Origin of the sequence: Mesorhizobium sp. RIZ17 (genome assembly GCF_051127865.1) — a bacterium.
GTDB classification, from domain to species: Bacteria; Pseudomonadota; Alphaproteobacteria; order Rhizobiales; family Rhizobiaceae; genus Mesorhizobium; species Mesorhizobium humile.
The window spans coordinates 1,453,468-1,466,928 of record NZ_CP147861.1 but is presented as its reverse complement, the minus strand read 5'-3'; the positions used below and the strand labels follow the sequence as shown (position 1 = coordinate 1,466,928).

Here is a 13,461-nt window from a genome sequence, read left to right as displayed (position 1 = left end):
GGGCTCTGCCCTGTCAATGCCAAAGGCATATCTTGACGTCCTTCCCGACGTAGCACGCGCCTTCGCGGCGAAGGTCTTCCCACCTTTCGCCGCCGTGGGTCTCGTCGATCTCCGAGTTCGAATAGCCTGCCCAGGAATCACCGTCCTTATAGACAACGGCCCAGTAATCCTTGGACATTTCACCGGCCCCGCTATGCGGATCGGGATAGTCGATGCCGGCAAAAACCTGCTTGGGCCCCTGGATGTTGAAATCGCCACCCTTCTCGATTTGATAGGAGCATCTTCCGGATATGCGGGTCTGGCCCTCCACGACAAGCAGGCAACGGCCCCATTTGTAGTCGCTCGGCAGGCGATGCTTTGCAGCTTCCGCATGCGAAGGCGAAAGGGAAAACGCAATTGCAAGGACAGCCGCTATGGCTGGCCCGGCCACGCTGCCACACGTTATGAAGCCGCCAGAGCGGCCGGACACTGTTGGGTTCCACCCAGAGCGCATGTCAAACGGCCCTCCGCAGGATGATCCCCTGAGATCATATGACTATCGACCATGGCCGGATTTTTGTCACGCGACTGTGTGCTGCTTCACGGCCGAAGTATGGTTCGATCGAGACGCGCAGTCTGGGACCTGAGGCGTTTTAAGTCGAGCGATCCCGGCGAAGGATCATGTTTATCCTGCGAAGCTCGGAGAGCGAAGCAGGATGGCGGAGAGGGAGGGATTCGAACCCCCGATACCCTTGCGAGTATGCCGCATTTCGAGTGCGGTGCATTCGACCACTCTGCCACCTCTCCGCGAGGTCATGGTCGGCCGTTGCCGGCGCGGCGCACTAGATAACGGCTGACCGCTCCGGTTACAAGGCCCTATTCGACCGATTTCCGGCTTCCGCGAAAAGCGACGGCGACGTGACGGATCGATATTTGCCGGCAACCGCTCGCAGCCTCTCCAAAGACAAGGCCGCTTGCCTTGACTCCGGCGCAACCTTCGGTTAGGGACAGCCCGCATTCGGCGTGGAAGCTCTTCCGCGCCGCTTGTTTTTTGAACCCGCAGACTGACAAAAAGACGGCCGAACCGCCCGAGGCGGTTCATCGAGGCCGACCGAACAGCGAAAGGCAAAAAATGTTCGCAGTCATCAAAACGGGCGGCAAGCAGTATCGCGTCGCCGCCAACGATCTCCTGAAGATCGAGAAACTCGAAGCCAAGGTCGGCGATATCGTCGAGATCGGCAATGTGCTCGCGCATGGCGAGGGCGAGAATGTCACCTTCGGCGCACCGTTCGTCGATGGCGCTCTGGTCACGGCGGAAGTCGTCGAGCAGGGCAAGAACCGCACCGTCATCGCCTTCAAGAAGCGCCGCCGCCAGAATTCGCGCCGCAAGATCGGCCATCGCCAGCTTCTGACCACCGTCCGGATCGCCGAGATCCTGCTGGGTGGCGCCAAGCCGTCGAAGAAGGCCGCCGCCAAGCCGGAAGCCAAGGCCGAGGCAAAGGCTGAAGTCGCCGCCGAGGCGAAGGCCGAGACGGCTCCGAAGGAGCCCAAGGCCAAGAAGGAAGCCAAGACCGAGGCTGCCGCCGGCGAAGAGGCAAAGGCCGCGCCGCTGTTCAAGGCGCCGAAGGGCGAGCCGGACGACCTGACCGTGATCAAGGGCATCGGCCCGGTCGCGGCCAAGGATCTCGCCGAGCAGGGCATCGTCACCTTCGCGCAGCTCGCCAAGCTCACCGACAAGGATGTCGCCAAGATCGACGAGCACATGCCGTTCAGCGCCGACCAGATCAAGGACTGGCGCGAGCAGGCCAAGGAACTGGCGAAGAAGTAAGATGGCTCGGCGACAAACGTCGCCGGTGCGCACTTGAAACGGAACGCGAACGCGTTCATAAGACCATTCAAGCGCCTCAGGGCGCATCGGAGTTAGTCAAATGGCACACAAGAAAGCTGGCGGTTCGTCGCGCAACGGTCGCGATTCGCACTCCAAGCGTCTCGGCGTGAAGAAGTTCGGCGGCGAAGCCGTCATCGCCGGCAACATCATCATCCGTCAACGCGGCACGACCTGGCATCCGGGCACCAATGTCGGCATGGGCACGGACCACACCCTTTTTGCGCTCGAAGCCGGCGCGGTCACCTTCAACAAGAAAGCCAACGGCCGAACCTACGTATCGGTGAACCCGATTACCAAAGCAGCGGAGTAGCCGGTTCCGCACCATAACACCGGCGCCCATCTCGGGAACCGGTGTCTGGCCAGGCCAGGAAAAGGATCAGGAGAGATGGGCTTGCCCTCTCTCCTTTTTCATTTTTCTTGCCCTGGAGGACTAAAATGGTTGCCGAAGCGGAAGATACCGAAGACGAAAGTTACGCGATCGATTGCCCGGTGCTGGCCACCGAGCGGCTGGTCATGCGCGCGCCGCGCGAGAGCGATATCGAGCAACTCGTCACGCTTGCCGACAACCGACATGTCGCCGAAATGCTGGCCCGCATGCCGCATCCCTATGGCGAAGCGGAAGCGCGCACCTTCCTCGCCATGGCCGCATCGCGCCGCGCCGGCATCGTCTATGCGCTCACCCTTGCCGGCACCGGCACCTTCGTCGGCTGCGCGGGGCTCAACACCACCGATCGCGGGCTGGAGCTCGGCTACTGGATCGGCGAGCCTTACTGGAAGCGCGGCTATGCCACCGAGGCCGCGCATGCGCTGGTTGACCTCGCCTTCCAGAACACCTCGATCCAGGTGCTGCACGCCTCGACCAGGGTGATCAATCCGGCCTCGCGCCGGGTCATCCACAAATGCGGCTTTCAGTATGCCGGCCAGGGCATGCTGAACTCGATCGTCGCCGGCCAGGTGCCGGTCGAGCGTTATCGCCTGGACAGGAAGACGTGGACCAGTCTCCGCAACTGGGTCCACTTCTGAGATGGGCCGATATTCAGGTGATGCCGGCCTGCGAGTGGCGGCTTCCTGCGCTTCCGGTGCTCACGTGCTTCAAGCACGCTCCGCTCCGGTTCTCGGAAGCCACCACTCTCGGCTCGGCCTGACCTGAATCTCAACCCATCTTGGGCGCACTTGATAGATTGCGCTCAGCTCAGTTCGGCCCAGAGCGGCAGATGGTCGGAGCCGACGGCGTCGCGGTCGGACCACAGGCGCTTCAGCGATCTGGCGAGCGAGGCGCTGGTGAAGATGTAGTCGATGCATTTGTGGCGGCTTTGGTCTTCGGGCCGCTCGGGATCGACCCAGGTGACGAGGTCGGCGACGGCAAGACGCTGGGCGACGTCGACGGCGAGATCGGCGGTCAGCGGCATGCCGAATTCATGGTCCGGACGGCCGGCGAGTTCGACATATTCGGCGGAGCCCGGCAGCATGTTGAAGTCGCCCATGACGATGAAGGCTTCCGGATAGGGCAGGTCCGGCAGGCCGATCTCGGGAATGCCGGACAGGCCGCCGCCTTCCAGCGCATAGTTCAGGAGGCGCTGGCGCAGGAAGCGGATCTGGCTCTGGCGCTCGACCGGGCTGCGATGGTCGAGATGGGTGGAATAGAAACGGATGAAGCCGAGCGGCGTCTCGATCAGCGCTTCGAGCGCGCCGCGTTGGAAGTTCATGGCCTCGAGGCTGCGGCTGCGCGGCAAAAGGAGATTGCGCGACAGATGAATGGGTGTCTTCGACAGCACCATGTTGCCGAGCTGGAAGGAGGTCGAGATGGCGCGGCCGTTCTCCAGGCGCGAGCCGATATTGACCTCGAAATTGCTGCCATAGGCGGCAAAATAATCGGGCAGCGCCTCGCTGATCTCGGCCACCATGTCGCGGTCGCCGTTGCGCGGGTTGTTGCGGGTCACTTCCTGCAGCGCGATCACATCGGCGCCGCGCACGGCATCGGCAATGCGGCCGACATCGTATCTGCCATCAAGGCCGATACCATATTGGATGTTGTAGGAAACGATCTTCATCCCCGCGCCCCTCCAGCACTCCCCGCAACAGTGCTACCGCGTCCTTGGCAAAAGGGCATCCGGCGCTTTAGTCGCAAATCGGCCTCGCCCTAGGCTCCGCCTTGGTTTAAGGCATGCCTTAGAGCAAGCGCTCATGGACATCAGCAGAAACTTGAAACGACGATGAAATTCCTCGACCAGGCCAAGGTTTACATACGTTCCGGCGACGGCGGCGCCGGATCCACGTCGTTTCGTCGCGAGAAATTCATCGAGTTCGGCGGTCCGGATGGCGGCGACGGCGGCCGCGGCGGCGATGTCTGGGTGGAAGCGGTCGACGGGCTGAACACGCTGATCGACTATCGCTACCAGCAGCATTTCAAGGCCAAGACCGGCACGCACGGCATGGGCCGCAACATGACGGGCGCCAAGGGCGCCGACGTGACGCTGAAAGTGCCGGCGGGCACGCAGGTGTTTGGCGAGGACAATGAGACGCTGATCTGCGACCTGACGGTCGTCGGCCAGCGCTTCCTGCTCGCCAAGGGCGGCAATGGCGGCTTTGGCAACCAGCATTTCAAGACCTCGACCAACCAGGCGCCGCGGCGCGCCAATCCCGGCCTGCCGGGCGAGGAGCTGAGCATCTGGCTCCGGCTCAAGCTGATCGCCGACGCAGGCCTGGTCGGGATGCCCAATGCCGGCAAATCGACCTTCCTTGCCGCCGTCACCGCCGCCAAGCCGAAGATCGCCGACTATCCGTTCACCACGCTCTATCCCGGCCTCGGCGTTGCCCGCATCGATGGCCGCGAATTCGTGCTGGCGGATATTCCCGGCCTGATCGAGGGCGCGCATGAAGGGGTGGGCATCGGCGACCGTTTCCTCGGCCATGTCGAGCGCACGCGCGTGCTGCTCCACCTCGTCTCGGCGCAGGAGGAAAGCCCGGGCAAGGCGTACAAGACGGTGCGCGCCGAGCTCGAAGCCTATGGCCACGGGTTGACCGACAAGGTCGAGATCGTGGCGCTGTCCCAGGTCGACATCCTCGACGCGGACGCCCGCAAGAAGAAGGTGGCTTCGCTGAAACGGGCCGCCGGCCGCGCGCCGTTGCTTGTCTCGGCCGTCACCGGCGAAGGCGTCGAGGCGGTACTGCGCGCTCTGATGGTAGTGGTCGCCGAGTCGCGCGATGCCGTTCCCGCTCCCGTCGACACGCGCTGGCGATAAGACCCATGAAATCGCTGAAATCATACCGGCGCATCACCGTGAAGATCGGTTCGGCGCTGCTCGTCGACCGTGCGACAGGCCTGAAACGCGACTGGCTGAGCTCGCTTGCCGACGACATCGCGGTGCTTGCCGATGCCGGCGCCGAGGTGCTCGTCGTCTCCTCGGGCGCGATCGCGCTGGGGCGCACCATTCTCGGCCTCGGCAAGCGCGCGCTGAAGCTCGAGGAGAGTCAGGCTGCCGCTGCCGTCGGCCAGATCGCGCTCGCCGGCGCCTGGTCGGATGCGCTCGGCAAGGACGGGCTTAAATCGGGCCAGATTCTTTTGACCCTTGGCGACACCGAGGAGCGCCGCCGCTACCTCAACGCGCGCGCGACCATCTCGACGCTGCTCAAGATGAGGGCGGTGCCGGTCATCAACGAGAACGACACGGTGGCGACGTCGGAAATCCGCTATGGCGACAACGACCGGCTGGCCGCGCGCGTGGCGACCATGATGGGCACCGATCTTCTGGTGCTGCTGTCGGACATCGACGGGCTCTACACGGCGCCGCCGGCCAAGGATCCGAAGGCCAAGTTTATTCCCGTGGTCGACCGCATCACGCCGGACATCGAGGCGATGGCGGGGGCGGCGGCTTCCGAGCTGTCGCGCGGCGGCATGCGCACCAAGCTCGATGCCGGCAAGATCGCCAACGCCGCCGGCACCGCGATGATCATCACGTCCGGCACCAGGTTGTCGCCGCTGATGGCGATCGAGCGCGGCGAGCGCGCCACCTTTTTCAAGCCGAGCGCCAATCCGGTGAAGGGCTACAAGACCTGGATCGCCGGGCAATTGGAACCGGCGGGCCGGCTCACCGTCGACGCCGGCGCCATAGGCGCGCTGAAATCGGGCAAGTCGCTGCTGCCGGCCGGCGTGAAACTCGTCAGCGGCAATTTTGCGCGCGGCGACACGGTGGCGATCCTGTCGCCCGAGGGCCGCGAGATCGCGCGCGGGCTGGTTGCCTACGATGCCGCCGATGCCGTAAGGATCGCGGGTTTGAAGACGGCCGAGATCGAAAATGTGCTCGGCTACGAGGCGCGCTCGGCGATGATCCATCGCGACGACCTTGTGGTAAGTGTCAGCGGCGACCAAGTATTGGCCGACGACTAGAAGATCGGCCGACGACCAGGCGGAGGGATGAACCATGCTGAAGCTGCATGAAAAATCCGGCGAAGACACTGTGGCGCTAATGGCCGATATCGGCCGCCGCGCCCGCGCCGCCGCCCGACCGTTGGCCGTCGCTTCCACCAAGGCCAAGAACGCCGCGCTTGTCGCCATGGCCGATGCCATCCTGCGCAACGAGCAAGCGATCCTCGACGCCAACGCCATCGACATGTCGAATGGCGAGGAAGCCGGGCTGTCCGGTTCCTTCATGGACCGCCTGAAGCTGACGCCCTCGCGCATCAAGGCGATGGCCGAGGGCATTCGCGAGATCGCCGCGCTCAAGGATCCGGTCGGCGACGTCATCGCCGAATGGGAACGGCCGAACGGGCTGCACATCGAGCGCGTGCGCACGCCGCTCGGCGTCATCGGCGTCATCTATGAAAGCCGCCCCAACGTGACGGCGGACGCCGGCGCGCTTTGCCTCAAGGCCGGCAATTCGGTGATCCTGCGCGGCGGCTCGGATTCGCTCAATTCGTCGTCCGCAATCCACGCCTGCATGGTCGAAGGGCTGAAGGTGGCCGGCCTGCCGCAGGATGCCATCCAGCTTGTGCCGACCGCCGACCGCGCCGCCGTCGGCGAGATGCTCAAAGGCTTGAGCGGCAATCTCGATGTCATTATCCCGCGCGGCGGCAAAAGTCTGGTCGGGCGCGTGCAAAGCGAGGCGCGGGTGCCGGTCTTCGCACATCTGGAAGGCATCTGCCATCTCTACATCGACCGCTCGGCCAAGCTCGACATGGCCGTCAAGATCGCCGTCAACGCCAAGATGCGGCGCACCGGCGTGTGCGGTGCCGCCGAGACCTTGCTGGTCGACCGCGCGGTGGTCTCCACGCATCTGGTGCCGATCCTGGAAGCGCTACGCGCCGCCGGCTGCGAGATCCATGCCGACGCCGAGGTGATCAGGGCTTTCGCCGACGCCAGCCCGGCGACCGACGCCGACTGGGTGACGGAGTATCTCGACGCCATCATCGCGGTGAAGCTGGTCGACGATGTCGCCGGGGCGATCGAGCATATCGAGACCTTCTCGTCGCACCACACCGAGGCGATCGTCGCCGAGGATGCGCAAGCGGTCGAAAAATTCTTCAACGAGATCGACTCGGCGATCCTCCTGCACAACGCATCGACGCAGTTCGCCGATGGCGGCGAGTTCGGCATGGGCGCGGAGATCGGCATCGCCACCGGCAAGATGCATGCGCGCGGACCGGTCGGCGTCGAGCAGTTGACCTCGTTCAAATACCGCGTGCGCGGGTCGGGGCAGGTGAGGCCTTGACGCTTGTTGCCGTAAGGGGTTGAAGCTTGCGCCCAGGCCCCCCTCTCTGCCCTGCCGGCCATCTCCCCCTCAAGGGGGGAGATTGGCTGTTTCGCCGACGGTCCTCTGCTTGCAACGTCGGCGATTGGCGAAAGCATAGGCGCCATCTGATCTCCCCCCTTGTGGGGGAGATGGCCGGCAGGGCAGAGAGGGGGGCCTAGCACAATGCTCTCCCTTTCCGAGCCCGTCGTTCCTTCGCGCTACTTTCGCATGCCGCACGCCGCCAAGGGGCTGACGGTCGGGCTGTTCGGCGGCTCGTTCAACCCGCCGCATGCCGGTCATGCGCTGGTCGCCGAGATAGCGCTGAGAAGGCTGGCGCTCGACCAGCTGTGGTGGATGGTGACGCCCGGCAATCCGTTGAAAAGCGTGCGGGAACTGGCGCCGCTCGCCGAGCGCATCGAGCTGTCCGAAAAGATCGCCAGGAACCCCAAGATCAAGGTCACCGCCTTCGAGGCGGCGCGGCACGTTCGCTACACCGCCGACACGCTGGCCCTGGTAAAGGCGCGCAACCCGGGTGTCGATTTCGTCTGGATCATGGGCGCGGATAGTTTGCGCGACTTCCACCGCTGGCAGCGCTGGCGCGAGATCGTGTTGACCTTCCCGATTGCGGTCATCGACCGCCCGGGCGCCACGCTCTCCTTCCTGTCGTCAGTGGTCGCCAAAACCTTCGACTATGCCCGCGTCGACGAGGGCGACGCGCCGCTGCTTGCCCGCATGCAGGCGCCGGCCTGGACCTTCATCCACGGCCCGCGCTCTTCGCTCTCCTCCACCGCGATCCGCAAGGCGGCGAAGGAGTAGAGCTTCTTCCTTCTCCCCCTGTGGGAGAAGGTGGATCGGCGCGCAGCGCCGAGACGGATGAGGGGTGCTCCAGCTTGGCCAACGCGCTCGTCTAAGGCCGCAATCACCAGCGTCTCACTCCGCTGGAACACCCCTCATCCGTCTTGCCGCTTCGCGGCAATCCACCTTCCCCCACAAGGGGGGAAGGGAAGTCTGGCCATGTCGCTTTTACGGCGGTCTTTTGCCTTTCGGTAGGCGAAGTTGCGGAAGCATGCTGGAAAAGAACCAAGCCACCGCCGATCCGGGCCGCGCCGCGCAATCGGCGCCGCTGATTGCCATTGCCAGCGTCATCGTGTCGATGGCGCTGATCGCGATCGGCAACGGGCTGATGTTCGCCTATATCCCGGTGCGCCTCGGCGCCGACGGTTTCGACCCGACCTGGGCCGGGCTGATCGTCACCGGGCTTTCGGCCGGCGGGCTGGCCGGCTGCATCCTGACCGGGCCGCTCGTCAAGCGCGTGGGCCACGCCCGCGCCTTCATGGTGCTTTCGGCGCTGATCGCGCTCTCCAATGCCGCGATCGGCGCCGGGCCGATCCCGCTTTTGTGGATCGCCGCGCGGGCCCTTTACGGCTTTGCCATCTGCGGGCTGTTCATCGTCGCTCAGAGCTGGCTCAACGACGCCTTGCCGAACTCGATCCGCGGCCGGGTGATGGCGGTGTTCTATGTCGCCTACATCGCCGGGCTGGGCGTGGGTTATGCCACGCTCGCCGTCGTCGACATCCACACGGCCGCCGCATCGCTGATCGGCATCACCTTCACCGCGCTCTCCATCCTGCCGGTCGGCATGACCAGGCTTGCCCAGCCGCCGGCCCCGCAGGCCGCGTCGGTGGCGCTTCGCCGCGCCTGGCGAATCTCGCCGGTCGGCGTCGCCGGCATGCTGGCGGTCGGCGGCCTGTCGATGATCGTTTCCGGTTTTGCGCCGATCCACGCCACCGCCAAGGGCTACAGCCAGGCCGACGTGGCGCTGCTGTTGTCGGCGATGCCGGTCGGCACGCTGATCCTGCAGATACCGCTCGGCTGGATTTCGGACCGCACCGACCGGCGCTACGTGCTGGCGGGCGCAGCGGCGCTCGCGACCGTCGCCAGTGTTTTAGCCATCGCCTTCGACGGCGGCGCGCTGATGGTGCTGGTGGTGATCTATCTCATCTGGGACGGGGCGTCGGAATCGATCTACGCGCTCTCCAGCGCGCATGCCGCCGACCGCGCCGGCAAGGACGAGCTTCTGGCGCTGTCGAGCTCGATGCTGTTTGCCTGGTCCCTGGCCGGCTTCATCGTGCCGGGCATCGTGACCGCGCTTTCCGTCGTCTTCGGCACCGCGACCTTCATCTATGTCGGCATTGTCATCGCGTCGGCCTTCTGCCTGTTCGTGCTGTGGCGCGTGACGGCGGGCCGGCCGACGCCTGCAGCCCCGAGCGGCAGCTTCGCGCCGATGTCGGCGCAGACACCGCTACCGGTGGAGCTTGCCTTCGCGCCGGACGAGAAGCCCGCTTCCCAGTGAAGAATCGGCAAGTGAAGACCCTTACTGCTTGCGCGCCTCCGGCGCCGGCATTTCCGGCGGCGGCAGGGGGATCGAGATGCCTTCGCTGTCGAAAGCCTGCTTGGCGCGCTTGGTCATGGCGATCTGGGTCGAGAAATAGTCGGCGGCCGACGTCCAGTAGCGCAAGGTGAGCGAAACGCTGTCGCCAAGGCCGGCGACGAAAGCGATCGGCGCCGGTTCGCGGCGGATGCGCTTTTCGGCGCCGGCAATGGCAAGCAGCGTCTTTTGCGCGCGGTCGATGTCGTTCCAGGAGCCGATGCTCAGGCTCACATCGGTGCGCCGCACGCCGTTGCGGGTGAAATTGCGCACGGGCTGGTTCCACAGTGTCGAGTTGGGCGCCAGCACATAGACGCCGTCGACGGAGCGCAGCTTGGTGGCAAAGAGCCCGATCTCCTCGATGGTGCCGGCAATCGAGCCGACCTCGACATATTCGCCGATGCGGAAGGGCCTGAGCGCCAGAAGCATGATGCCGGCGGCGATGTTCTGCAGCGTGCCTTGGAGAGCCAGCCCGATGGCGAGGCCGATGGCGCCTATTGCCGCGATGATGGAGGCGGTCTGCACCCCGAACTGGCCGAGCACCATGATGGTGACCAGGATCAGGATGGCGTAGCGGACGATCTTGGAGAAGAAGTGACGCAGGGTCGCGTCGAAGCCGTGGATATGGCCGAGGCCGGCGGAAATCGAGCGCTCGGCGAGACCGGCGACGAAGTAACCGACAACCAGCAGGATGATGGCGCCGATGGCCGAGAAGGAATAGGAAACGATCAGCGTGCTCAGTTGCGCGAGCCCGGCCTGGATGGTGATGAGGGCGCTTTGCGGGTCGGTTGGCATGAATGAAGTCCCCATTTGGTCAGTGAGCCGATAACCCACGCAAAGCGCAAAGGGTTCCGATTTTTTCGGGACGACGGAACCTGCCTAGGGAAGCCGCGTTGGCGCGGGCAGGGCGCGCCCGTCTTGAAACTGCAATGGAACTCTGCCTATCTAAGTGGTGTCACCTGATTTGCATGGTGATTTGGTTGTTCTTGTTGGGAAAGGAAACACACTGAGAACAGCACTGCGGAAGAAGGCTGACGTCATGCCTTCGCCGGCCGGGATCAGCGGCAACGCCGCCGCGACCCTGGCCATCGACACAGTCCTTGCCAGTCTGGAAGACTCCAAGGCCGAAAATATCGTCTCAATCGACATCCAGGGAAAATCGAGCCTCGGCGACTATATGGTCATCGCCTCCGGCCGATCGCACCGTCATGTCTCGGCTGTCGCCGATCATCTCCTCAAGGCGCTGAAGGATGCCGGCCTCGGCACGGCGCGCGTCGAGGGGCTGGCTGGCGCCGACTGGGTTCTGATCGATTCGGGCGACATCATCGTCCATGTCTTCCGCCCCGAAGTCCGCGAATTCTACAATCTCGAAAAGATGTGGCAGGCGCCGGACCTCGAGGAAGAGACCTTGCACTGAGCCTTGATCCGCGTGCCGTGAACCGTCACGGTATGCGCCAGGACAAGCTCGCCGGGGCGAGGATGAAGATCACCGTTCATGCCGTGGGCCGGATGAAGACCGGCCCCGAGAGAGAACTCGCCGACCGCTATTTCGAGCGCTTCGCCAGGAGCGGGCCCGCGGTCGGGCTGGAATTTGCCGGCATTGTAGAAATCCCCGAAAGCCGCGGACAAAGCGCCGACGAGCGCCGCCGCGAGGAAGCCCAGAAGCTGCAGGCGCAGTTGCAGCCGGGCAGCGTTCTCATCCTGCTCGACGAACGCGGCAAGTCAGTCTCCTCGGAGGACCTGGCCGCCCGCATCGGCCAATTGCGCGACAGTGGTCGCAAGGCGCTGGTCGTGGCCATCGGCGGCGCCGMCGGCCACGACGGGTCCATGCGCGAGCAGGCGGACCTGGTGCTGTCATTCGGCGCGCTAACCTGGCCGCACCAGCTGGTGCGGGTGATGCTGGGCGAGCAGCTTTATCGGATCTCGACCATCCTTTCCGGCCATCCGTATCATCGATCGTGAATAACGGTAGCGACCGGAAAGCTGGGGATTGCCGGCTTGCACCAGGATTTCCGCCCCAATCGCGCGGCAATAGGGTTATTGGGCCGCTTCCAACATGGTTGATGGTTCGTTAACGAAGCGGCGGATAGAGTCGAGGCCTGATGTCTGAAGGCTGGAATTCGAGAACGCGCGCCTGGCGCAGCCGTTGCGGTTTGACCCTTGTCGCCGCCGCGGTCGCGCTCGGGCCGGTCCGGGCGGCCGAAAATTCGCTCGACCTGACGCCCGACCCGGATCAGAGCCGGGCCGAATACGAGCAGGTTTCCAAGGAGATCACGCTGTCGTCGGAGCGGCTGGCCAAGCTCGCCGCCGACATCGCCTCTGTGCGCAAGGACTATACCTCGATCACCGCGGCGCTCATCCAGTCGGCGATGACGGAGCAGAAGCTCGGCCAGGACATCGAGGACATCGGCGCCAAGCTCGAAGGGCTGAAGGCCGAGGAAACGAAGCTGCGCGCCTCGCTCATGGCGCGGCGCGACGTGCTGGCCGAGGTGTTGGGCGCCCTGCAGCGCATGGGGCTCAATCCGCCGCCGGCGATCCTGGTCAAGCCCGAAGACGCGCTGTCGTCGGTGCGCAGCGCCATCCTGCTCGGCGCGGTGGTGCCGGAACTGCGCCAGCAGACCGAAAGGCTGATGGCCGATCTCAAGGAGCAGACCCGCGTCACGGCCTCGATCGAGGCGGAACGGGCGAGACTCACCACCGCTGTCACCGACCAGACGGCCGAAAAGAAGCGGCTCACCATGCTGCTGGAGGCCAAGAAAAAGCTGCAGGCCGATACCCAGACGGCGATCGCGGCCGAGCAGCAGCACTCGCAACAGCTGGCGGCGAAGGCAAGCAGCCTCAAGGACCTGATCGCCTCGCTGGAAGCCGACAAGGCGCGCAAGGCACAAGACCAGGTCAAGGCGAGCGAGCGGAAATCGACGGACAGCGACACGACGGCCTCGACCACCGAGCTCGCCGCGCTGCCGGTACCGGAGGCCAATCGCCTCACCGGATCGGCGCCGTTTTCGGCCTTGCAAGGCCAGATCGCCCTGCCGGTCATCGGCAAGATCAAACGGCGTTTCGGCACCGACGACGGCAGTGGCGCGGCGATGCAGGGTGACATGGTTGCGACACAATCGGGGGCCATCGTCACCGCGCCGGCGGATGGAAACGTGCTTTATGCGGGGCCGTTTCGCTCCTATGGTCAACTCTTGATCCTCAATGCCGGCGACGGGTATCATGTCGTTCTGGCGGGGATGAGCAGAATCAGCGTCGCGACGGGACAGTCGGTGCTCGCAGGGGAGCCGATCGGCGCGATGGGAGAGGCCCGGGTGGCAAGCACCTCGGCCTCGCGGAATGAGAATTCGACGTCGGAACTCTATGTCGAGTTCCGCAAGGATGGAAAACCCGTCGATCCGGCCCCGTGGTGGGCGGATCGATTTTCTGGAAGGACGTGA

General features: G+C 64.7%; 14 protein-coding genes and 1 tRNA gene. 11 read left to right on the top strand and 4 right to left on the bottom strand.

Annotation, left to right across the window (positions count from 1 at the left end; all coding sequences use genetic code 11):
- Window positions 1-13: 13 nt before the first annotated feature.
- The gene (locus WDX12_RS07270; protein ID WP_434724399.1) at window positions 14-469 is read right to left on the bottom strand and encodes a hypothetical protein; all 456 of its coding nucleotides are present in this window, start codon (window positions 467-469) and stop codon (window positions 14-16) included.
- Between the two features lie 227 nt (window positions 470-696).
- A tRNA-Ser gene (locus tag WDX12_RS07265) sits at window positions 697-786 on the bottom strand.
- 325 nt (window positions 787-1,111) lie between these two features.
- Between WDX12_RS07265 and WDX12_RS07260 the strand changes: the two genes are divergently transcribed.
- The 3 genes from WDX12_RS07260 to WDX12_RS07250 all read left to right on the top strand — a co-directional run bounded on the left by WDX12_RS07260 (window position 1,112) and on the right by WDX12_RS07250 (window position 2,890).
- Window positions 1,112-1,807 (top strand): 50S ribosomal protein L21, encoded by a 696-nt coding sequence (locus WDX12_RS07260; protein WP_434724398.1) that lies wholly within the window; start codon window positions 1,112-1,114, stop codon window positions 1,805-1,807.
- A gap of 100 nt (window positions 1,808-1,907) precedes the next feature.
- Window positions 1,908-2,177 carry a 50S ribosomal protein L27 gene (rpmA, locus tag WDX12_RS07255; RefSeq protein ID WP_140801833.1) on the top strand — a complete coding sequence of 90 codons (270 nt, stop codon included), beginning with the start codon at window positions 1,908-1,910 and terminating at the stop codon, window positions 2,175-2,177.
- Between the two features lie 125 nt (window positions 2,178-2,302).
- A complete protein-coding gene (locus WDX12_RS07250) occupies window positions 2,303-2,890 on the top strand; it encodes a GNAT family N-acetyltransferase (protein WP_434724397.1) in 588 nt (195 codons plus the stop codon).
- 164 nt (window positions 2,891-3,054) lie between these two features.
- Here WDX12_RS07250 and WDX12_RS07245 read toward each other — a convergent pair whose 3' ends face one another.
- Window positions 3,055-3,918 carry an endonuclease/exonuclease/phosphatase family protein gene (locus WDX12_RS07245; RefSeq protein WP_434724396.1) on the bottom strand — a complete coding sequence of 288 codons (864 nt, stop codon included), beginning with the start codon at window positions 3,916-3,918 and terminating at the stop codon, window positions 3,055-3,057.
- A 162-nt stretch (window positions 3,919-4,080) separates the two neighbouring features.
- On the opposite strand from WDX12_RS07245, the gene obgE reads away from it, so the two are divergent.
- From obgE to WDX12_RS07220, 5 genes are all read left to right on the top strand, one after another.
- On the top strand, window positions 4,081-5,109 hold the full coding sequence (gene obgE, locus WDX12_RS07240; RefSeq protein WP_434724395.1) for a GTPase ObgE: 1,029 nt from the start codon (window positions 4,081-4,083) through the stop codon (window positions 5,107-5,109).
- Window positions 5,110-5,114: 5 nt separating this feature from the next.
- Window positions 5,115-6,254, top strand: a complete 1,140-nt coding sequence (gene proB, locus WDX12_RS07235) for a glutamate 5-kinase (RefSeq protein ID WP_434724394.1) — start codon at window positions 5,115-5,117, stop codon at window positions 6,252-6,254.
- Between the two features lie 34 nt (window positions 6,255-6,288).
- Window positions 6,289-7,575, top strand: coding sequence for a glutamate-5-semialdehyde dehydrogenase (locus WDX12_RS07230; protein ID WP_434724393.1), 1,287 nt, complete (start codon window positions 6,289-6,291; stop codon window positions 7,573-7,575).
- Between the two features lie 249 nt (window positions 7,576-7,824).
- Window positions 7,825-8,412 (top strand): nicotinate-nucleotide adenylyltransferase, encoded by a 588-nt coding sequence (locus WDX12_RS07225; RefSeq protein WP_434725584.1) that lies wholly within the window; start codon window positions 7,825-7,827, stop codon window positions 8,410-8,412.
- A gap of 250 nt (window positions 8,413-8,662) precedes the next feature.
- Complete coding sequence (locus WDX12_RS07220; RefSeq protein WP_434724392.1) at window positions 8,663-9,949, top strand: MFS transporter; 1,287 nt, start codon at window positions 8,663-8,665, stop codon at window positions 9,947-9,949.
- Between the two features lie 21 nt (window positions 9,950-9,970).
- Here WDX12_RS07220 and WDX12_RS07215 read toward each other — a convergent pair whose 3' ends face one another.
- On the bottom strand, window positions 9,971-10,819 hold the full coding sequence (locus WDX12_RS07215; RefSeq protein ID WP_434724391.1) for a mechanosensitive ion channel family protein: 849 nt from the start codon (window positions 10,817-10,819) through the stop codon (window positions 9,971-9,973).
- A 244-nt stretch (window positions 10,820-11,063) separates the two neighbouring features.
- Between WDX12_RS07215 and rsfS the strand changes: the two genes are divergently transcribed.
- The 3 genes from rsfS to WDX12_RS07200 all read left to right on the top strand — a co-directional run bounded on the left by rsfS (window position 11,064) and on the right by WDX12_RS07200 (window position 13,461).
- On the top strand, window positions 11,064-11,441 hold the full coding sequence (rsfS, locus tag WDX12_RS07210; protein WP_140801823.1) for a ribosome silencing factor: 378 nt from the start codon (window positions 11,064-11,066) through the stop codon (window positions 11,439-11,441).
- Window positions 11,442-11,503: 62 nt separating this feature from the next.
- Window positions 11,504-11,986, top strand: coding sequence for a 23S rRNA (pseudouridine(1915)-N(3))-methyltransferase RlmH (rlmH, locus tag WDX12_RS07205; RefSeq protein ID WP_434725583.1), 483 nt, complete (start codon window positions 11,504-11,506; stop codon window positions 11,984-11,986).
- Window positions 11,987-12,126: 140 nt separating this feature from the next.
- A complete protein-coding gene (locus WDX12_RS07200) occupies window positions 12,127-13,461 on the top strand; it encodes a murein hydrolase activator EnvC family protein (RefSeq protein ID WP_434724390.1) in 1,335 nt (444 codons plus the stop codon).

What these genes read in the sequence shown, in the direction of transcription:
- WDX12_RS07260 (WP_434724398.1), top strand. Translation starts at nt 1,112, where the DNA reads ATGTTCGCAGTCATCAAAACGGGCGGCAAGCAGTATCGCGTCGCCGCC.
- rpmA (WP_140801833.1), top strand. Translation starts at nt 1,908, where the DNA reads ATGGCACACAAGAAAGCTGGCGGTTCGTCGCGCAACGGTCGCGATTCG.
- WDX12_RS07250 (WP_434724397.1), top strand. Translation starts at nt 2,303, where the DNA reads ATGGTTGCCGAAGCGGAAGATACCGAAGACGAAAGTTACGCGATCGAT.
- WDX12_RS07245 (WP_434724396.1), bottom strand. Translation starts at nt 3,918, where the DNA reads ATGAAGATCGTTTCCTACAACATCCAATATGGTATCGGCCTTGATGGC.
- obgE (WP_434724395.1), top strand. Translation starts at nt 4,081, where the DNA reads ATGAAATTCCTCGACCAGGCCAAGGTTTACATACGTTCCGGCGACGGC.
- proB (WP_434724394.1), top strand. Translation starts at nt 5,115, where the DNA reads ATGAAATCGCTGAAATCATACCGGCGCATCACCGTGAAGATCGGTTCG.
- WDX12_RS07230 (WP_434724393.1), top strand. Translation starts at nt 6,289, where the DNA reads ATGCTGAAGCTGCATGAAAAATCCGGCGAAGACACTGTGGCGCTAATG.
- WDX12_RS07225 (WP_434725584.1), top strand. Translation starts at nt 7,825, where the DNA reads ATGCCGCACGCCGCCAAGGGGCTGACGGTCGGGCTGTTCGGCGGCTCG.
- WDX12_RS07220 (WP_434724392.1), top strand. Translation starts at nt 8,663, where the DNA reads ATGCTGGAAAAGAACCAAGCCACCGCCGATCCGGGCCGCGCCGCGCAA.
- WDX12_RS07215 (WP_434724391.1), bottom strand. Translation starts at nt 10,819, where the DNA reads ATGCCAACCGACCCGCAAAGCGCCCTCATCACCATCCAGGCCGGGCTC.
- rsfS (WP_140801823.1), top strand. Translation starts at nt 11,064, where the DNA reads ATGCCTTCGCCGGCCGGGATCAGCGGCAACGCCGCCGCGACCCTGGCC.
- WDX12_RS07200 (WP_434724390.1), top strand. Translation starts at nt 12,127, where the DNA reads ATGTCTGAAGGCTGGAATTCGAGAACGCGCGCCTGGCGCAGCCGTTGC.